Origin of the sequence: Photorhabdus kayaii (genome assembly GCF_025384895.1) — a bacterium.
GTDB lineage: Bacteria > Pseudomonadota > Gammaproteobacteria > Enterobacterales > Enterobacteriaceae > Photorhabdus > Photorhabdus kayaii.
Genome location: NZ_JAJAFZ010000038.1, coordinates 1 through 17,995, shown reverse-complemented (window position 1 = coordinate 17,995; position 17,995 = coordinate 1). Strand labels below are relative to the sequence as shown.

21 protein-coding genes are annotated in these 17,995 nt (G+C 41.5%); 12 read left to right on the top strand and 9 right to left on the bottom strand.

Translation table 11 applies throughout. From position 1 onward, the window contains the following. Positions 1-120: 120 nt before the first annotated feature. Both polA and LGZ98_RS24445 read left to right on the top strand, forming a co-directional pair. A complete protein-coding gene (polA, locus tag LGZ98_RS14500) occupies positions 121-2,910 on the top strand; it encodes a DNA polymerase I (protein WP_262978217.1) in 2,790 nt (929 codons plus the stop codon). 469 nt (positions 2,911-3,379) lie between these two features. After that, positions 3,380-3,427 carry a small protein SpfP gene (locus tag LGZ98_RS24445; protein WP_438361642.1) on the top strand — a complete coding sequence of 16 codons (48 nt, stop codon included), beginning with the start codon at positions 3,380-3,382 and terminating at the stop codon, positions 3,425-3,427. A gap of 95 nt (positions 3,428-3,522) precedes the next feature. On the opposite strand, the gene yihA is transcribed toward LGZ98_RS24445, so the two are convergent. Next, positions 3,523-4,155 carry a ribosome biogenesis GTP-binding protein YihA/YsxC gene (gene yihA, locus LGZ98_RS14495; protein ID WP_112878135.1) on the bottom strand — a complete coding sequence of 211 codons (633 nt, stop codon included), beginning with the start codon at positions 4,153-4,155 and terminating at the stop codon, positions 3,523-3,525. A 306-nt stretch (positions 4,156-4,461) separates the two neighbouring features. Here yihA and ppiA point away from each other — a divergent pair, with 306 nt between their 5' ends. Next, positions 4,462-5,031: a peptidylprolyl isomerase A gene (ppiA, locus tag LGZ98_RS14490; protein ID WP_112895450.1), complete on the top strand. Its 570-nt coding sequence runs from the start codon at positions 4,462-4,464 to the stop codon at positions 5,029-5,031. 99 nt (positions 5,032-5,130) lie between these two features. Here the strand turns inward: ppiA and LGZ98_RS14485 are convergent, their stop codons facing one another. Beyond that, a complete protein-coding gene (locus tag LGZ98_RS14485) occupies positions 5,131-5,481 on the bottom strand; it encodes a YcgJ family protein (RefSeq protein ID WP_112895451.1) in 351 nt (116 codons plus the stop codon). 244 nt (positions 5,482-5,725) lie between these two features. Between LGZ98_RS14485 and LGZ98_RS14480 the strand changes: the two genes are divergently transcribed. Both LGZ98_RS14480 and argD read left to right on the top strand, forming a co-directional pair. Beyond that, positions 5,726-6,301 (top strand): aminodeoxychorismate synthase component II, encoded by a 576-nt coding sequence (locus tag LGZ98_RS14480; RefSeq protein WP_113043115.1) that lies wholly within the window; start codon positions 5,726-5,728, stop codon positions 6,299-6,301. 121 nt (positions 6,302-6,422) lie between these two features. Further along, positions 6,423-7,634: a bifunctional acetylornithine/succinyldiaminopimelate transaminase gene (argD, locus tag LGZ98_RS14475; protein ID WP_113043114.1), complete on the top strand. Its 1,212-nt coding sequence runs from the start codon at positions 6,423-6,425 to the stop codon at positions 7,632-7,634. A 49-nt stretch (positions 7,635-7,683) separates the two neighbouring features. On the opposite strand, the gene crp is transcribed toward argD, so the two are convergent. Continuing rightward, on the bottom strand, positions 7,684-8,316 hold the full coding sequence (crp, locus tag LGZ98_RS14470; RefSeq protein WP_010848517.1) for a cAMP-activated global transcriptional regulator CRP: 633 nt from the start codon (positions 8,314-8,316) through the stop codon (positions 7,684-7,686). A 321-nt stretch (positions 8,317-8,637) separates the two neighbouring features. On the opposite strand from crp, the gene LGZ98_RS14465 reads away from it, so the two are divergent. Further along, positions 8,638-9,045: an OsmC family protein gene (locus tag LGZ98_RS14465; protein WP_228900368.1), complete on the top strand. Its 408-nt coding sequence runs from the start codon at positions 8,638-8,640 to the stop codon at positions 9,043-9,045. A 125-nt stretch (positions 9,046-9,170) separates the two neighbouring features. Here LGZ98_RS14465 and LGZ98_RS14460 read toward each other — a convergent pair whose 3' ends face one another. From LGZ98_RS14460 to LGZ98_RS14450, 3 genes are read right to left on the bottom strand one after another with little or no spacing between them, the layout of a single operon-like run. Next, positions 9,171-10,040: a phosphoribulokinase gene (locus LGZ98_RS14460; protein ID WP_058588694.1), complete on the bottom strand. Its 870-nt coding sequence runs from the start codon at positions 10,038-10,040 to the stop codon at positions 9,171-9,173. An 18-nt stretch (positions 10,041-10,058) separates the two neighbouring features. After that, a complete protein-coding gene (locus LGZ98_RS14455) occupies positions 10,059-10,277 on the bottom strand; it encodes a YheU family protein (RefSeq protein ID WP_113043112.1) in 219 nt (72 codons plus the stop codon). Next, on the bottom strand, positions 10,274-11,254 hold the full coding sequence (locus LGZ98_RS14450) for a hydrolase (RefSeq protein WP_228900366.1): 981 nt from the start codon (positions 11,252-11,254) through the stop codon (positions 10,274-10,276). The genes LGZ98_RS14455 and LGZ98_RS14450 overlap by 4 nt, the downstream gene beginning before the upstream one ends. Before the next feature lie 104 nt (positions 11,255-11,358). Between LGZ98_RS14450 and LGZ98_RS14445 the strand changes: the two genes are divergently transcribed. Then, positions 11,359-11,967 (top strand): LysE family translocator, encoded by a 609-nt coding sequence (locus tag LGZ98_RS14445; protein ID WP_262978216.1) that lies wholly within the window; start codon positions 11,359-11,361, stop codon positions 11,965-11,967. A gap of 40 nt (positions 11,968-12,007) precedes the next feature. Here the strand turns inward: LGZ98_RS14445 and murP are convergent, their stop codons facing one another. The 3 genes from murP to LGZ98_RS14430 all read right to left on the bottom strand — a co-directional run bounded on the left by murP (position 12,008) and on the right by LGZ98_RS14430 (position 15,232). Then, entirely contained in the window at positions 12,008-13,486 is a 1,479-nt protein-coding gene (murP, locus tag LGZ98_RS14440; RefSeq protein WP_262978215.1) for a PTS N-acetylmuramic acid transporter subunit IIBC, read from the bottom strand. A 30-nt stretch (positions 13,487-13,516) separates the two neighbouring features. Next, complete coding sequence (gene murQ, locus LGZ98_RS14435) at positions 13,517-14,422, bottom strand: N-acetylmuramic acid 6-phosphate etherase (protein ID WP_262978214.1); 906 nt, start codon at positions 14,420-14,422, stop codon at positions 13,517-13,519. Positions 14,423-14,752: 330 nt separating this feature from the next. Then, complete coding sequence (locus LGZ98_RS14430; protein WP_113043107.1) at positions 14,753-15,232, bottom strand: Hcp family type VI secretion system effector; 480 nt, start codon at positions 15,230-15,232, stop codon at positions 14,753-14,755. Positions 15,233-15,581: 349 nt separating this feature from the next. Here LGZ98_RS14430 and LGZ98_RS14425 point away from each other — a divergent pair, with 349 nt between their 5' ends. The 5 genes from LGZ98_RS14425 to LGZ98_RS14405 are packed head-to-tail and all read left to right on the top strand — an operon-like array spanning position 15,582 to position 17,959. Further along, entirely contained in the window at positions 15,582-15,788 is a 207-nt protein-coding gene (locus LGZ98_RS14425; protein WP_113043106.1) for a hypothetical protein, read from the top strand. A gap of 43 nt (positions 15,789-15,831) precedes the next feature. Next, positions 15,832-16,701, top strand: a complete 870-nt coding sequence (locus tag LGZ98_RS14420; RefSeq protein WP_262978213.1) for a hypothetical protein — start codon at positions 15,832-15,834, stop codon at positions 16,699-16,701. After that, complete coding sequence (locus LGZ98_RS14415; protein ID WP_113043104.1) at positions 16,691-17,092, top strand: DUF1240 domain-containing protein; 402 nt, start codon at positions 16,691-16,693, stop codon at positions 17,090-17,092. The genes LGZ98_RS14420 and LGZ98_RS14415 overlap by 11 nt, the downstream gene beginning before the upstream one ends. Positions 17,093-17,139: 47 nt before the next feature. Beyond that, positions 17,140-17,541 (top strand): DUF1240 domain-containing protein, encoded by a 402-nt coding sequence (locus tag LGZ98_RS14410; protein WP_113043103.1) that lies wholly within the window; start codon positions 17,140-17,142, stop codon positions 17,539-17,541. Between the two features lies 1 nt (position 17,542). Continuing rightward, positions 17,543-17,959 carry a DUF1240 domain-containing protein gene (locus tag LGZ98_RS14405; RefSeq protein ID WP_229015609.1) on the top strand — a complete coding sequence of 139 codons (417 nt, stop codon included), beginning with the start codon at positions 17,543-17,545 and terminating at the stop codon, positions 17,957-17,959. Positions 17,960-17,995: the final 36 nt, after the last annotated feature.

Sequence of the window (17,995 nt, the reverse complement as noted above, 5' to 3'; positions counted from 1 at the left end):
TGTGAATATCTGAATCGGGTTTCAGTAAAGAAAATTCACATAAAATTCGTTTCCTACTTCTTGCTGTGGCATCCTATTTCCTTATACACCCGTAACAGATACAGATAATAAAGAATATTTATGGCTCAGATAGCAGACAATCCCCTGATTTTGGTTGATGGCTCCTCATACCTTTATCGTGCTTATCATGCTTTCCCTCCGCTGACAAATAGCGCAGGAGAGCCGACCGGAGCAATGTATGGTGTATTGAATATGCTACGCAGCTTGATAATGCAGTACAAACCAAGCCATGTCGCGGTGATATTTGATGCTAAAGGCAAAACTTTTCGTGATGAGTTGTTCGCTGAGTATAAGTCTCATCGTCCTCCTATGCCGGATGATCTGCGTACTCAAATAGAACCGCTACATCAGATGGTCGAAGCTATGGGATTACCATTGCTGGTGGTGCCAGGAGTAGAAGCTGATGATGTTATCGGGACTTTGGCGTTACAGGCAGAAAAAGAGGGGCGTGCAGTACTTATCAGCACTGGCGATAAAGATATGGCGCAACTGGTCACTCCAAATATCACGCTTATCAATACCATGAATAACACCATTTTGGGGCCGGAAGACGTCGTTGAAAAGTATGGTGTGCCGCCAGATCTGATTATCGATTTTCTGGCATTGATGGGAGACTCTTCTGACAATATTCCTGGCGTACCTGGGGTGGGAGAAAAAACCGCACTGGGATTACTGCAAGGGATTGGTGGCATGGATGATATCTTTGCCAATTTGGATAAAATTGCCGGGCTCAGTTTCCGTGGGGCGAAAACGCTGGCGGATAAGATGGTGCAGCATAAAGATGTCGCTTATCTCTCCTATAAACTGGCAACTATCAAAACAGATGTTGAGTTGGATAAAACCTGTGTTGCTTTGTCAGTCAAAGAGCCTGATACGGAGAAACTGCATCAGTTGTTTTCTCGTTATGAGTTCAAACGCTGGTTAAGTGATGTGGCAAACGGCGATTGGCTGGCAGAGAAAGGCAAAAAACCGGTATCCACTGGTAATGATGAATCATCTCCGACGGAAGATAAATCTGTTGCGGCCACACTCTCTTCTGATAATTATCAGACTATTCTTGATCAGCAACGCTTTGATGAGTGGATTGAGAAGTTGAAAAAAGCGCCTGTTTTTGCTTTTGATACTGAAACTGACAGCCTTGATACTTTGACTGCTAATCTGGTGGGGGTGTCATTTGCAATTTCTGCCGGCGATGCGGCTTATCTACCGCTAGGCCATGACTATCTGGGGGCGCCTGAACAACTTGACAGAGAAGTTGTGTTGGCTGCATTAAAACCGCTACTTGAAGATAGTAGCCTGCTGAAAATTGGTCAGAATATTAAGTTTGATCGTGGTGTGTTGGCGCGTTACGGCATTGAACTGCAAGGCATTGCTTACGATACCATGCTGGAATCTTACATACTTAATAGTGTTGCAGGTATGGGTCGGCATGATATGGATAGTTTGGCTGAACGTCATCTGAATCATAAGACCACGACTTTTGAAGAGATTGCTGGTAAAGGTAAAAATCAGCTCACTTTTAATCAGGTCCCGGTAGAGCAGGCCGCAATGTACGCCGCAGAAGATGCAGATGTCACTTTATTGCTGCATCAGGTTATGTGGCCGCAATTGGAGAAAGCGCCGACGCTAGAAAAGGTATTTCTGAATACAGAAATGCCATTGGTCATGGTGCTTTCCCGTATGGAACGTACAGGTGTGCTAATTGATGCAAATATTTTGGCTGAGCATTCAAAAGAGATCACCGTCCGTCTGGATGAGTTGGAAAAAGAAGCACATGAATTGGCAGGTGAGGTTTTCAATCTGGCTTCGCCAAAACAGTTACAGACGATATTGTTTGAAAAATTGCAATTGCCGGTGGTAAAGAAAACGCCAAATGGTGCGCCATCCACTAATGAAAAAGTATTGGAAGAGTTGGCAGATACCCATGCATTGCCGAAAGTGATCTTAGAGCATCGTGGGTTGGCAAAATTGAAATCTACTTACACCGATAAATTACCACAGATGGTCCATCCGCTGACCAAACGGGTGCATACTTCTTACCACCAAGCGGTAACGGCAACTGGGCGTCTTTCTTCACGTGATCCTAATTTGCAAAATATTCCTGTCCGTAATGAAGAGGGCCGCCGCATTCGTCAGGCATTTGTGGCACCTGAAAGTTACCGGATTATGGCCGCTGACTATTCTCAGATTGAGTTGCGGATAATGGCCCATTTATCTCAAGATCAAGGGTTGTTGAAAGCTTTTGCTGAGGGGAAAGACATTCACCGGGCAACGGCGGCGGAAGTCTTTGGTTTGCCACTGGAACAGGTAACTAGTGAGCAGCGCCGTAGTGCTAAGGCGATTAACTTTGGTTTGATCTATGGCATGAGTGCATTTGGTCTTTCCCGTCAGTTAGGTATTCCTCGCGGTGAAGCGCAACGCTATATGGATCTCTATTTTGAGCGCTATCCGGGGGTATTGGCGTATATGGAGCGTACTCGTAAACAAGCGGAAGAGCAGGGTTACGTTGAAACGCTGGATGGCCGTCGTCTTTATCTGTCAGATATCAAATCTCGCAATGCCATGCGCCGTAAGGCAGCAGAGCGTGAAGCTATTAATGCGCCAATGCAGGGAACTGCGGCGGATATCATCAAAAAAGCGATGATTGCGGTAGATGACTGGATTATCAATGAAGAACCGAAAGTTCGTATGATTATGCAGGTTCACGATGAGCTGGTATTCGAAGTCCATGAGTCACAACTTGAATATGCAGAACAGAAAATTCGTGAATTGATGGAGAAGAGTATGGTGCTTGATGTTCCACTGAAAGTAGATGTAGGTATCGGTGACAATTGGGATCAGGCGCACTAATATGCCAGTTTGATAAGTGATAGGCTGAGCTAATACAGTTAAGAATATCAGCAACTGCGTTGGGACATTGGTTCTTCCTGATGCCAACGCAGTATGTTAAGTTTTTCCTCTCTTTGACGATCTAACATGTTAAGTGATTATAAGCCATGTGCAATAATGCATTAGTCATATTCACCATGCGCTACAAAATCTCCGCCTCCCCAGCCGACTCTCTTGCCGTTTGCTCGCAAGGCTGAAAAAATAGACGTTTTCTTCCCATTCTAATGGAGAGTTATTATTGTGATTTGTACCTGATGAAGCACTATCTTAGATCCAGATCGCATAAATATGTAATTAAACTACATTTAATGTTGTCAAAATGAGCAAAATTCTGGGCTGAATCGAGATAATTTCTGAAAATAAATTACAAAAAGGCTTTTTCTAATAAATAAAATAGGGTAGAGTTATTGGCGTAGGGTACAGAGGTAAGATGTTCTATCTTTCAGACCTTTTACTTCACGTAATCGGATTTAGCTGAATATTAGCTGCCCCAGTCAATTTCGACTGGGGCATTTTTTTCATCTGCATTTAATTGGTGGGAATGAAAAAGACTGTATTAACTATGGTTTTCAACTAACTATGGTTTTCAACTTGAACGGCTTTCTGGCTGAACCATATATCCAGCTTCTGTTGTAGTTTATCGATACCGATTTTTTTCGGGGCTGAGAAATATTCCACTTGAATATCCCCATTCAGCGCGAGTAAGGTGTCACGAACCTTATTCAGTTGACTTTTACGGGCGCCAGATGCCAGTTTGTCGGCTTTAGTCAATAACACCATAACCGGTACTTGCATTGCGACTGCCCATTGGATCATCTGCTGATCAAGATCTTTCAATGGGTGACGGATATCCATCAGTACGACCAGCCCGATCAGGCATTCACGTTTTTGCAGATATTCACCCAATGCTTTTTGCCATTTGCGTTTCATCTCTTCTGGTACTTCGGCATAGCCATAACCCGGTAAGTCAACCAGGCTAATACCTTCTTCTACTTCGAATAAATTGATGAGTTGAGTTCGGCCAGGCGTTTTACTGGTACGGGCGAGGCTTTTCTGTTTCGTCAGAGCATTCAGAGCGCTAGATTTACCTGCATTTGAGCGACCGGCAAACGCGACTTCAATGCCCATATCTTGAGGCAGATGGCGAATATCAGGTGCGCTCGTGATAAAACGGGTCATATGATAGTTGTGGTTTTTGATGGTCAAAATGATTATCTCCCTGAGAAATGCGCCGAATATATGGCAAAGAAGATTATACCGATAGCCACTGTTGGTTGACAGGATTAAAAATAATGACATATTTCTGATGGGTTGAACCAAGCTTGCTATTTTGTTACTGATGACGCTCGGTTTATGAAATAAAATCTAACCTGTTATTGAAAAGATACATTTTTCTTCAAAGTACCTATCGATTGATAGCGTAAATGTAGGTAAATATTAAGCACGATGTTGAAGAGATTATTAGAATTGATTCAGTTTGTGTTGTTGACCTTAATAATATAGGAACCCAGAATGTTTAAACGTATTTTAGTAGCACTTGTAACTGCATGCTCTCTGAGCGCAATGGCGCCTCTGGCTTTGGCGGTGGGAGAAATCCACGTGAAGCTGACAACAACGGAGGGTAATATTGAACTGGAATTAAATAATCAGAAAGCTCCAATTACAACGAAAAACTTTATTGAATACGTCAATGAGGGTTATTACAACAATACAATCTTCCATCGGGTAATCCCTGGATTTATGGTGCAAGGTGGTGGTTTTACCAAAGATTTGCAGCAAAAAGCGACTAAAGCTGCTATTAAAAATGAGGCAGATAATGGACTGCGTAATTTACGCGGAACTATCTCTATGGCACGTACCGCTGATAAAGACAGCGCCACCAGCCAATTTTTTATTAATGTAGCGGATAATGCTTTCCTTGATCATGGTCAGCGTGACTTTGGTTATGCAGTATTTGGTAAGGTTGTAAAAGGCATGGATGTTGTGGATAAAATTTCTCAAGTCAAAACGGAAAACGTTGGTCCATATCAGAATGTACCGGTTAAACCTGTTGTTATTCTGTCGGCGGAGATTATTCCTTAATTTTTTCCTCTCACTTTGGCTGTGGCAGTTTCTGGTCTTCCGGTTAACTCTCATCAGATTAACAAACTGGCCTGCATTAAATGAAGGCCAGTTTCGCCATTATTCATATATCTTTTGGGTAAATTCTTTATTTACTTCGGTTCGTGGATAATATCTGTCTTTGTAACATTTTTTCTCTTTACTCTCACAGTGTACCCCATTACTTAAAGTGTAAGATGAAAAATCAATATATTGCCCATCACCAAACTCTTTTTTCAGGCGTCCTGCGGCTCTTTTCCCTAAATACCTTTCGGTTAATTTTAGCGATAGCCCTTGTTGATCAGCGCAATATTTTCCTTTTTTATCACAAACCACCCCTTTTTCCGGGAAGAAAATGTTAGCAGTTTTAGTAACAGCCAGCGTGGAGAAGGACAGTGAAAAAAGAGATGCTATAATCAGTTTTGTCTTCATAACAATTACCTTTACTTATTGAATATCAAAATAGAGCATATGTTTTGTAGGGTATGAGAGATAAGTTGATTAAGGAAAAAACAGCCATTGATTTTGTTGTACTATGCTACAAATATTGATGTGCTATGATAGCCGCCCCGTTGTCGCGAGGCCGTTTTACCTGGAGCCAGTTGTGCAGGATAAACAAATTGCAGGAGTGGCAGGGCAACAAATACAGCGATAAAAATGAGTAGGATAGACTCCTATGTTACTAATAATAGATAACTATGATTCTTTTACATATAACTTATATCAATATTTTTGTGAATTGGGTATGGATGTTTTAGTTAAGCGTAATGATGAACTGCAACTTGAAGATATTGAGAGATTGATGCCCACTCATCTGGTGATTTCCCCAGGCCCTTGTACCCCAAATGAAGCTGGCATTTCTCTGGCTGCGATTTCTCATTTTTCGGATAAGTTGCCGATTCTTGGTGTTTGTCTTGGACATCAGGCAATTGGGCAGGCGTTTGGTGCCAGCGTGGTAAAAGCCAGGGAAGTGATGCACGGGAAAACTTCTGCTATTCACCATAATCAGCAAGGTGTGTTCAAAGGGCTTAACCGGCCATTAACCGCGACTCGTTACCATTCATTGGTCATTGCCGCAGAGACATTACCAGCCTCATTTGAAGTCACCGCATGGAGCCAGCATAACGGCAATGTCGATGAAATTATGGGCATTCGTCATCGCACTCTACCGCTGGAAGGGGTGCAGTTCCACCCTGAAAGTATTCTCAGTGAGCAAGGTCACCAGTTGCTGAGCAACTTTCTGAGATATTAACCAGATACCGATAATTTCTTCATTTATCCATCTTTTTCATTTGCCCATCTTTGATTTTTTATGCATATTTAGTGATTATAATTTCACTTTTGAATGGCGTATATAGAAAACGGGTGGGAAAATGAAGGAGCATACCGCAGTAGATAGAAACGCATACGATCAAGTTATGTTGCCAATTTATTCACCAGCGCAGTTTATTCCGGTGAGAGGGCAGGGTAGTCGTGTATGGGATCAGCAAGGGAAAGAGTATATTGATTTTGCGGGAGGGATTGCTGTTGTGGCTTTGGGCCATTGTCATCCTGCGTTAGTGGATGTTTTGAAGCAGCAAGGGGAGAAACTTTGGCATATCAGTAACATTTTTACCAATGAACCGGCTTTGATTCTGGCGCAGAAACTAATTGATGCGACTTTTGCTGAGCGGGTATTTTTTGCCAACTCAGGAGCAGAAGCGAATGAAGCGGCATTTAAACTGGCTCGCCACTATGCTATTACGCGTCACAGTCCCTATAAAACCAAAATTATCGCATTTCATCAGGGTTTTCATGGTCGCACCTTATTTACTGTTTCCGTGGGTGGTCAGCCAAAATATGCTGATGGTTTTGGGCCAAAACCCGCGGATATTATTCATGTGCCTTTTAATGATTTAGATGCAGTGAAGGCCGTCGTAGATGACCATACTTGTGCTGTTGTATTGGAGCCTGTACAGGGAGAAGGGGGAGTCACGCCGGCAGCACCGGCATTTATTCGTGGGTTGCGTGAGCTTTGCGATAAACATCAGGTGCTGTTGGTGTTTGATGAAGTGCAAAGTGGGATGGGACGTACCGGTAAGCTATTTTCTTATATGTATTATGATGTTACGCCGGACATCATTACCACAGCAAAAGCATTGGGAAATGGCTTCCCTATTAGCGCTATGCTGACGACAGAGAATATTGCTTCAGCGATGACGCCGGGAGCTCACGGTACAACTTACGGCGGTAATCCGTTGGCTTGTGCAGTTGCAAATGCGGCTTTTGATATTATTAATACACCAACAGTTCTGGAAGGAGTTGAAAAACGCCATAATTTGATGGTGAATTTTCTGAATGATATCAATCAGAAACATGCGATATTTGGTGAAATCCGAGGAAAGGGTTTGCTGATTGGTGCGGAACTCAAAGCACCGTATCAGGGAAAAGCCAAAGATATTCTACAACTGGCGGCTGAAAATGGCTTAATGTTGTTGAGTGCGGGGGGTGATGTACTGCGTTTCACGCCTTCGTTGATTATTAGTGAGGAAGAGATTGCTCAAGGAATGGCGCGGTTAGAGCAGGCAATTAACCCGTTGGTGTAATTAAATACAAGAGAAATCAGCGCAGGATTATGCGCTGATTAATCAGGCATTAACGTGTACCGTAAACAACAATAGTTTTACCGTGTGCGGAGATCAAGTTTTGATCTTCTAGCATTTTCAGAATGCGACCAACCGTTTCGCGGGAACAGCCAACAATCTGACCAATTTCCTGACGCGTTATTTTGATTTGCATTCCATCCGGGTGGGTCATTGCATCTGGTTGTTTCGCCAGATTCAATAAAGTTTGGGCAATCCGGCCGGTAACATCCAGGAAAGCCAGATTACCGACTTTCTCAGAAGTTGTTTGCAAACGGTTTGCCATTTGGGCAGATAAACGCATCAAAATATCCGGGTTTACCTGAATCAGTTGACGGAATTTTTTATAGGAGATTTCAGCTACTTCACAGGCGCTTTTGGCCCGTACCCAGGCTGTACGCTCTTGCCCCTCTTCAAATAATCCAAGTTCACCAATGAAATCCCCCTGATTTAAATAGGAGAGGATCATCTCTTTGCCTTCTTCATCTTTAATCAAAACCGCAACAGAGCCTTTTACGATGTAGTAAAGCGTCTCTGCTTTTTCGCCTTGATGAATAAGCGTACTTTTAGATGGATATTTATGAATATGGCAGTGTGACAAAAACCATTCAAGAGTGGGGTCTGTTTGTGGTTTGCCGAGAACCATTCGTTTCATCCTCTGTTGTTATCGCTGCCTAAATAACACGAGAATCTAAAAGTTTCTCGTCAGGCTGGCTTATAAAGACACTAGCTTAACATATTAGTTTGTTGAAAAACCGACAGGTAAGGGTTTTATATAGGTTATCTGAAATTTGAACACTAGGGTATTGATCTTAACCTATATATACCTGGCGCACTTCTGTTTTTAACACAGGAAAAGGCTTCTGTCTTGTCTTGTATTGTTTCAGCATAATAAATCGCTCATTAGATTGCTAGCTTAATACTGAAAGAGTAGGCTTGGATGCAAAGAACGACTTAAGAGGTATTTATGCAAGCGCGGGTAAAATGGGTTGAAGGATTGTCTCTTTTGGGGGAGTCATCTTCCGGTCATCAGATCATGATGGATGGTAATGCCGGCGATAAGGCACCGAGTCCAATGGAAATGGTATTAATAGCAGCCGGTGGTTGCAGTACGGTTGATGTCGTTTCTATTTTGCAGAAAGGCAGATATGACATCAGAGATTGTGAAGTAAAATTAACTTCCCGCCGTCGTGAAGAAGCGCCACGCTTGTTCACCCATATTAATCTGCATTTTATTGTTACGGGTAAGGATTTAATAGATAAAGCGGTTGAACGTGCAGTCATGCTTTCCGCGGAAAAATATTGCTCTGTTTCGTTGATGTTGGGGAAATCAGTTGAAATTACCCACAGTTTTGAAATTCAAGAGATAGATTGAGAAATTATTTTTGATTAAAAAATAACAACAGGTAACTAATTATCTCAGTTACCTGTTTTTTTAACTGAATAATATAAGATGCAAATTTTAAGTGCCGGATTTGCTAAATTGACCTCAGGCGCTGATTAACAAATCTTTTCCCCTTCCAGTAATCGCTGTACCAATGGCGTCATAATTAATTCCATTGCTAATCCCATTTTTCCACCGGGGACCACGATGGTATTAATGCTTGAAACGAATGAGCCTTGTAACATTGCTAACAAGTATGGGAAATCAATTTGAGTCAGATCACGGAAGCGGATGACAATAAAACTTTCATCCAGTGATGGAATGGCTTTGGCTGAGAATGGATTGGATGTATCAACGGTAGGGACACGTTGGAAGTTGATATGTGTTCGCGAGAATTGTGGCGTAATGTAGTTAATATAATCATCCATAGAACGCACGACGGAATCCATCACAGCTTCCTGCGAGTGTCCTCGTTCTCCGGTATCGCGGACAAGTTTCTGTATCCATTCAAGGTTGACAATCGGCACGACGCCCACGAGCAGATCAACATGACTGGCAACATTATGTTGTGGTGTGACAACGCCACCGTGCAGACCTTCATAAAACAGTACATCAGTCTGCTTAGGTAAGGATTCCCACGGCGTAAAGGTACCGGGGAGCTGGTTGTAAGGGACGGCATCGTCATAGGTATGAAGATATTTCCGACGGCGTCCTTCACCGGTTTCACCATAATCGATCATGGTTTTTTCCAGCATGCCAAAGTCATTGGCTTCTGGCCCAAAATAACTGATGTGCCTGCCTTGCTCTTTGGCCTTACGGATTGCGGCATCCATTTCAGGGCGGGTGTAACGGTGGAAACTATCTCCTTCTATCTGGGCGGCACTGATGTTAAGTTGCTGGAAAATCTTACGGAAAGCTAAACTGGTGGTTGTTGTTCCGGCACCGCTGGAGCCGGTAATTGCAATAATCGGATGTTTGACAGACATTCAGTAAACTCCATAACGTTAAGAATGGAACATTTCTTTTGGCACAATATTGATGCTCTCATGCAGTTCAGACCACACCAGCATAACATCTCCCCGTTCCAACTGACGGCGAATGTCAGAGACCTTCTGCTCCAGCGATTTTTCATCTTCGCCATAATCAGTGCCTTCCCGCAAGATAAAACTCTCTATCAAATTTAGCAAAGTTTCGGGTTCCAGTTGTTGCCACGGAATAATCATTGTGGTTGCTCCAGATAAGTTGACAGCCAATTTGGGATGCGTTGTTCCAGCCACATTTGTGGTTTCTTCAACGAACCACTGACAAAGCCGACATGTCCACCATATTCTGTCATTTGATATTCAATATTTTTGGGTAACATTTTGAGATCAGGGATAACTTCCGGTGCCATAAAAGGATCGTCTTTAGCATGAATAATCAGCAGTGGCACAGTAATATCAGGCAGACGCGGCAGAGCACTGCACTGGCGGTAGTAGTCCGCTGCATTTTTAAAGCCGTGGATTTTTGCGGTTACAATTTCATCAAATTCTCGAATATGTTTCAATCTTTTTACCTGAGACAGATTAATGGGGAGTGAACCGGGGTAGCGTAACAATTTACGGGTGGCATTACGTTTCAGGCTATTAAGTAAATAGCGTTCATAAACCTGAGAAAATCCTTTTTCTATCCGCAGGGAACAGGCTGCCAGCATCAGAGGAGCAGAAACAATAACGGCAGCATTGATCTGAGCATCTGTTTTTTCTTCTGCCAGATAGCAGGCCAGCATATTACCGCCGATTGAATAACCTACGGCTGATGTGGGTGCATCACCGTAGGTCTGTTTTAACCAGCTTAGAAAATAACGGGCATCGCTTGTTTCGCCAGAATGATAGAGGCGTTTTTGGCGGTTTGGTTCACCACTGCATCCGCGGAAATGCATGACAACACCAAGCCAGCCTTTTTTCTGGCAGACATGAAGCAAACCGTGGGCATAAGGGCTGTGGAAACTGCCTTCCAGACCATGAAATAGGATCAAGCGTGGCTTGTGTGCTGCGATGGCGGGATCTTCACTCCACGCCAGATCAACAAAATCGTTATCCGGTAAACTAAGTCGTTGCCAATAGGGTTGCAGTTCAGGATACCGCCGCACCAGACGCGGGAGTAGTGTCTGCACATGCGGATTACTGGCTCCGGTGAGAGGACGAAAGATATCAGTCATAATAGTTTCGAGTTAAATTGATTAGTTATCTTGTATGGTGAATAACATACTGATATTTTCTATGGAAGGGAAATGCCATTATTCAGGATGAAAGGTAACTCTTCATGACAGCAAGCCTAATTTTTTCATTAACCGCTTTTTTATTTATTTCTTCCATTACACCGGGGCCAAACAACATGTTGCTGACGTCATCAGGCGCTAACTTCGGCTTTATCCGCTCTTTGGGATTGCTCTTTGGCGTTGTTCTGGGCATGCAGACGATTTTATATCTGTCTGCTTTCGGAATAGCGGCGTTGCTGTTGGTCTATCCTGCTATTCACACGGTTATGAAAATTGCAGGTAGCCTCTATTTGCTGTGGTTGGCATGGAAAACAGCAACAGCCAGTTACCGACGTCTGGATACCAAAGATAGTGCTGTTATTAAGCCAGTGCGGTGGTATCAAGGTTGGTTATTGCAGTTTTTGAATCCGAAAGCCTGGCTGATGGGGTTGGGTGCGGTTGGCAGCTACAGTATTGCTGGTGATCATTACCTCTATTCCATCGTCGTGATCAGTATCGTGGTGATGTTTATTAATGTCTTGTGCGGCATGGTGTGGGCGGGCTTTGGTTCATTGATTGGGACGTTACTCCGTAGTCGCAATGCTTGGTTTCTGTTCAATATTACGATGGGTATATTGACGGCAACCTGCGTGCCATTGATTTGGCTTGGGTAATTCATCCATAAATTGCATTTTGGTTATAAAGAATATTTATTCATTCTTTTTGGCTTTGGACATCGGCTTTAAGCGTCTCTATTTTTTTACTCCCGAAGATCAGGGTCAGCATAAAACCACTGATATAAGCCACCACCAGCCCGGTAGCATATACTGCCATTCCGACAAAAATACCGCTGTTCGAGGTCATCAGTGGCAGTGCTACCAATCCAGATGGACCAAAAACCGTATTCAACCCAACAGGTAATCCCAAATAGGCGACCAAACCGATAAAGAAACCGCCGGCGGCACCGCCCAAACAGGCGGTAATAAAGGGCTTGATTCTCGGCAATGTTACCCCATAAATCAAAGGTTCACCGATGCCGAGCAAGCCTGGAATAATCGCGCCTTTTATTTGCGTGCGCAGCAGAGAGTCTTTTTTCGCTTTGACATACAGTGCCAACGCTGCACCAACCTGTCCGCCGCCCGCCATTGCAAGAATTGGGAACAGAGAATTAAAGCCTTGTGCCTCCATGAGTGCGAAATAGACGGGAACAAACCCTTGGTGAATACCAAACATAACAGCGAGTAAAAATAGCCCAGCCAATATCGCCGTGCCAAAAGGATTGCCGTTAAGGTGAAGGAATAACAATGACATGCCGCTAAACAGATAACTCCCCAGCGGCATGATAAAGATAAAAGCAATGGCCCCCATGATTAGCAGAGTAATAGCCGAAGTGAGGATCATATCGAGATTATCCGGGATAATCTTACGAACTTGCCGTTCTACCCCTGCTCCCAAAATAGCGGCGATAAGAACGCCGATAATATTGCCGCGCGGATCGATGCTATAACCAAAGAAAGTAGCAATACCGGAATAAAAACCGCTGGTGGCATCCGGGTTATAACTGAGTACAAACAGCGAAGCAATAATGGCACCATTTATTCCCGAGCCGCCAAATGCTTTTTGCGCGTTATAACCGATCAGAATACTCAGAAAGCTGAACATGCCTTTACTGAAAACTTTCATATAGCCGATGATTTCAACCAAAATGGTATTAGGGTGTTCAACGCCTTGAATGGCTACCTGTTCAAGTAAAGTAGCAAAGCCGAGAAGCAGACCTACGGCAATAAAACCGGGGATCAATGGGGTAAAAATGGTAGCGAATTTGGTCAGGAATTTGTGTACTGCACTGACTTGTTTCTCTTTAAGTTGCTTTTTATTAGCAGAAGCAATATTGGTTAAATTAGTGTCGTTTGGTTTCGATTGTGCTGTATGGGTAGAAGAATTTAGCAATTCATTCATTATTTCAGCCGCTGCTTGGGCTTTTCCCGGCCCAAGCACAATCTGAAACTGATCGTCGCTTTCAATAATACCTAACACATTGGGGAGCTGTTTTAACGCCACTTTATCCACCTGCGTATTATCGCGTAGTGTTAGTCGCAGACGGGTCATACAGTTGCCACATTGCGCTACATTATTTGCATTGCCGATGGCTTTAAGGATCTGGGCAATGACTGTGTGGTTAATTTTAGCCATCTTCTTACTCCTTCTCAGCAGGGGAAGTCGTTACCGAACGGCTGAGATCGTCGGTCGAATAAAACCGTGATGTTTTTCCAGTAAAGCCTTTGCTTGTTGAGCATTGACGCCCGCCAGAATCATCACAATGGCGGTTTTACAATGTCCATCACATTCAGCCAGTGCCTGCTCTGCTTGTTCACGGTTACATTCTGCGGCGGCCATAACAATATTTTTCTGCCTTTCAACCAGTTTGGCATTCGTCGCTTCTACGTCCACCATCAGGTTGCCGTAAACTTTACCTGTACGGATCATGGCGCCGGTGGTCAACATATTCAGAATTAGCTTTTGTGCTGTACCGGCTTTCATACGTGATGAACCTGTGACAATTTCCGGCCCAACTATCGGTGTAATGGCGATATCGGCTGCTTGTGTCATCGGGCTTTCCGGGTTGCAACTAATGCAGACAACGGTGGCACCAACGGATTTCGCATACGCCATTGCACCCAAGACATAAGGTGTGCGGCCACTGGCGGCAATGCCAACCAGTACATCTTTTGCATTAAAGTTTAGCGCTTGAAGATCATTTGCGCCTAGTTGTTGGTTATCTTCTGCATTCTCAACCGCATGTAGAATGGCTTGATGCCCACCGGCGATTAATCCAACCACTTGTTCCGGTTTGGTGCCATAAGTGGGCGGACACTCACTGGCATCCAAAATCCCTAATCGGCCCGATGTACCGGCACCGATATAAATTAAACGACCTCCCTGACGAAATGCTTCGACAATTTTGTCTACCGTTTCAGCGATTTTCGGCAAAGTTTGCTCTACAGCCAGTGCGACTTTTTTATCTTCGTCATTAATTAGTTTTAACATTTCAAGGGTTGGCAGAGTATCAATGTTGGCACTGGCTGGATTGCGACTTTCGGTAACTATATTGTTGAGATTGATTTTCATATTGTTTTTTTGATGGAATATTCTGGAATCGATGATAAAAAATCATTTATTCTTAAAATGTGATTACTATCACGGTGTTAATTATTTAAAATGTGTTGAGGATTAGGAATCTTTTATCTTCATAATAGTGATTCAATCAGTTAAAGTCGGCTTATTAGTATATGAGTAAGCAGAGCTAAGTATATACCCGTCATCTTTCAAGCTGCCTCTTTGTTGGCTGCACTTGCTCACCCCGGTCACATAGTTATCTATGCTCCCGGGGATTCGTTCCCTTGCCGTCGCGATGCAACTTGAAATCCATAGGGTATATATGCTTAGCTCGTCTTATTTTTAATAAATTCTATCATCCCATATGCTATAGGCAGATGTACCGGCAGTTATGTGATTCCAGGATATGGATCTATATTTGAGAAAGACTTTTTCGTACGGCATCATTTCATGATCGTTTATTGAATGCGGGTAGACGCAAGAAATGTCAACAACACTCGCTTCTGTTAATTTGACTTCATAGAAAAGCTCTAATTGTCCAGCCATATTTGTTCTGTAAAAGAAGAAAATCGCATTCAGTAGTTCGTTTGAAGATATAGCGGCTGCTAATAGCGGGGATGATTTATCTATTGGCTTGATAAATTGTATAGGGTGATGATCGACATTTTTTTCGCGAGTTATCGTGTGATTCAAATTCAATACCTGTATTTGATCTTCGTGCCCCTGTTGGTATCGGTTTCCTATGGAGTCTAGCGTTGAACAACCGGCAGAAATTAAACCTTGTTTCTTACCATCTAAAGATAAATAAATTATATGTGACATAAGTAATTACCATACAAACTCTTTAATTGAATTACCTAAGACTGTATGTCTAGGCGATGAAAGTACGACCTTAACACCAAAATAGAAAGAGATTAATAGTTCAATATTGAATTTCTTTCTTGAAGGATAGAAACATAAATATAGAAAATGGAGTTTGAAATTCTTTGCTCAATAATGTATTTATTACTTTCACCTTAAACATCAGGCGTTATTTTGTATTATTATACAGTAACTTAACTATAGGCGTTCTGCATTTGTTTAACATTTTGCTATTATGTAGTCGACATGACTATTTTTTATGTAATATAGTGCTATCTTCGAATTCTTAATTGTTAATGGGGTTAGCCATATGAACGATAGAGATAGGCAAGAGTTATTACAACAGCTCACTGACGTATTAGTGAATAGCCCGTTAATTCCAGAAGAAAAATTGGCAATGATGATGATGCAGTGTTTTGAGCTATTGTTGTCAACTCAAGCCTGTGCGATCGACATGAAGATTTCAGATGGTCGTGTTCTTTCACTCAAATTGGAAACTCCAGCGGTTAAACACTAATGTGATAATTTTTGGTTTTAAGAAATGTGAAAAGGGTTTCACGATGACATATAAAAAATACAACCCCTCGCTGGAGGGCTATATGGGAGATTTCCTGAGAGGTCATGTTGGGGCTAACCAATTAAAACCTCAGCATGAATTCTTTGATGCCATTGGTCTCGAAAAGCAGTTAAGAGAGAATACAACCTATATTGCGCTGCTATCGTTAGATGAAGCGAAAGGTGTGCTGGAAGATATTGATTCGCCAAAACCCAAAAGTCCATTTATAAAGAAAATATTTGAGATTACCGATCCCATATCACCCTATGCAGGTAACATACATGATTCTTTTGATCTTTTTAATGTTATAGGAGAGTTTAAAAAATTAGGAATTAAAGCGACAGAATATATGGGTAAAGATGGAAACAGATATATTAAAATATCAGGTTATGCGGGGGTTAGAAAGATCATTACTGCTTCAAGATATAAAGCTTCTAACATGAAGGTGATATCTATGGGGATTGGGCAGCAAGGACTGAATAGTGGCATAGTTAAGGGAATGAAGTTCAGCATATTCTTTTCTGCAGCTTATCGAACGGTTGAGCTTATATTTAAGGATGAATACACGCTGGCTGATTTTCTAGGTAATATTGCTGTGGATCTGGCTAAGGCAGTAATAACAGCCTGTGTTGCTTGGACTTTTGGGTCTGTAATGATAGCTACATCTATTGCTGGTGCCAGTGTAGTTGGTGTGGCTTTTGTTGTATTTATTGTAGGTTTTGTAATGACATATTCACTTGATATTATAGATAAAAGATTTAAAATTAGTGAGAATGTAATTAATTTAATCAGAAAAGAAGTGGAAAGGAAACCAAGATCTCCAGAAGCTAATTTCAACCAATTTCTTCATAACTGGGGGAGTTATGGGAAATAAAAGAAAGGTTATACATATCATCTGCGCTATTTTTATTTTCATTCTAACGTCATTCACTTTCTTTTTGACGGGGGGGAATTTAAATTCTTTAATTAAAATGGATGAAAAAATAATATTCTCAGGTGGTGTTTTTATGATATTTTTTTCTTCTCCTTTGGTTTTTTATTATGTTATTTTTGTTATTTTTGTTAATATAACTGGCCGTTATCCTAAATACCATGATAGTTTTAACAAATATTTTGGGACGATAGCTATTATTTCATTTTTTTTAGGTTTTCCTACATCTTTGTATGTGAATTATAAGTTAAAAAATGATGGCTATTTAGTATGTCCAAGGATATCTTGGACGTCGCCGAATACTTATGTGAAAGATATTAAACTGTGTGATTGATATTGTTGTATTTGACTTCAATCAATTCCTTGAGAACTGGGGGAATTATGGACAGTAAAAAAAAGATTGTACATATTATTGGTGCTCTTGCTATTTTTATTTTGACGTCATTTGGTTTCTTTTTGACAGGAGAAAATTTAATCTCTTTAGTTAAAATGGATGAGAAAATAACATTTTCAAGTAGTGTTATTATTATATTCTTTTTTTCTCCTTTGATTTTTTATTCTTTATTCTTTATTATTTTTGTTAGTATAACTGGTCATTATCCTAAGTATCATGATAGTTTTAATAAATATTTTGGATCGATAGCCATTATTTCACTTTTTTTAAGTTTTCCTACATCTTTGTATGTGAATTATAAATTAAAGAGTGATAACTATTTGGTATGTTCAAGAATATCTTGGATGTCGCCTAATACCTATGTAAAAGATATTAAACTGTGTGATTGATATGAGTAATATGGTTGTGGATAGTAAAAGAAAAATAATTCATATTATCTTGGCGGTTTTTGTATTGTCTCTGGTATCTTTGGGTATGTTTGCTTCTGTTGATAGTCTATTTTCATTGATTACAATGGCTGAGGTAATCTCTTTTTCCAATGGGATAATAATTGCGTTTTTTTTCTTTCCATTGGTTTTTTATTTCTTGATTTGTTCTATTTATTTAAATTTAACAACACGTATCCCAAGGTATCATGATGCTTATGTTAAATATCTGGGTATGATAGCTATTGTTGCACTTGTTTTAAGTTTCCCCATATCTTTCTATGTGCATTATAAGTTAAAGAGTGATGGCTATTTAGTATGTCCAAGAATCTCTTGGATGTCGCCGAATACCTATGTAAAAGATATTAAACTATGTGATTGATATTAGTCTTATTGGGGGAGGGGGCGAAAAATGGAT

What these genes read in the sequence shown, in the direction of transcription:
- polA (WP_262978217.1), top strand. Translation starts at nt 121, where the DNA reads ATGGCTCAGATAGCAGACAATCCCCTGATTTTGGTTGATGGCTCCTCA.
- ppiA (WP_112895450.1), top strand. Translation starts at nt 4,462, where the DNA reads ATGTTTAAACGTATTTTAGTAGCACTTGTAACTGCATGCTCTCTGAGC.
- LGZ98_RS14485 (WP_112895451.1), bottom strand. Translation starts at nt 5,481, where the DNA reads ATGAAGACAAAACTGATTATAGCATCTCTTTTTTCACTGTCCTTCTCC.
- LGZ98_RS14480 (WP_113043115.1), top strand. Translation starts at nt 5,726, where the DNA reads ATGTTACTAATAATAGATAACTATGATTCTTTTACATATAACTTATAT.
- argD (WP_113043114.1), top strand. Translation starts at nt 6,423, where the DNA reads ATGAAGGAGCATACCGCAGTAGATAGAAACGCATACGATCAAGTTATG.
- crp (WP_010848517.1), bottom strand. Translation starts at nt 8,316, where the DNA reads ATGGTTCTCGGCAAACCACAAACAGACCCCACTCTTGAATGGTTTTTG.
- LGZ98_RS14465 (WP_228900368.1), top strand. Translation starts at nt 8,638, where the DNA reads ATGCAAGCGCGGGTAAAATGGGTTGAAGGATTGTCTCTTTTGGGGGAG.
- LGZ98_RS14460 (WP_058588694.1), bottom strand. Translation starts at nt 10,040, where the DNA reads ATGTCTGTCAAACATCCGATTATTGCAATTACCGGCTCCAGCGGTGCC.
- LGZ98_RS14455 (WP_113043112.1), bottom strand. Translation starts at nt 10,277, where the DNA reads ATGATTATTCCGTGGCAACAACTGGAACCCGAAACTTTGCTAAATTTG.
- LGZ98_RS14450 (WP_228900366.1), bottom strand. Translation starts at nt 11,254, where the DNA reads ATGACTGATATCTTTCGTCCTCTCACCGGAGCCAGTAATCCGCATGTG.
- LGZ98_RS14445 (WP_262978216.1), top strand. Translation starts at nt 11,359, where the DNA reads ATGACAGCAAGCCTAATTTTTTCATTAACCGCTTTTTTATTTATTTCT.
- murP (WP_262978215.1), bottom strand. Translation starts at nt 13,486, where the DNA reads ATGGCTAAAATTAACCACACAGTCATTGCCCAGATCCTTAAAGCCATC.
- murQ (WP_262978214.1), bottom strand. Translation starts at nt 14,422, where the DNA reads ATGAAAATCAATCTCAACAATATAGTTACCGAAAGTCGCAATCCAGCC.
- LGZ98_RS14430 (WP_113043107.1), bottom strand. Translation starts at nt 15,232, where the DNA reads ATGTCACATATAATTTATTTATCTTTAGATGGTAAGAAACAAGGTTTA.
- LGZ98_RS14425 (WP_113043106.1), top strand. Translation starts at nt 15,582, where the DNA reads ATGAACGATAGAGATAGGCAAGAGTTATTACAACAGCTCACTGACGTA.
- LGZ98_RS14420 (WP_262978213.1), top strand. Translation starts at nt 15,832, where the DNA reads ATGACATATAAAAAATACAACCCCTCGCTGGAGGGCTATATGGGAGAT.
- LGZ98_RS14415 (WP_113043104.1), top strand. Translation starts at nt 16,691, where the DNA reads ATGGGAAATAAAAGAAAGGTTATACATATCATCTGCGCTATTTTTATT.
- LGZ98_RS14410 (WP_113043103.1), top strand. Translation starts at nt 17,140, where the DNA reads ATGGACAGTAAAAAAAAGATTGTACATATTATTGGTGCTCTTGCTATT.
- LGZ98_RS14405 (WP_229015609.1), top strand. Translation starts at nt 17,543, where the DNA reads ATGAGTAATATGGTTGTGGATAGTAAAAGAAAAATAATTCATATTATC.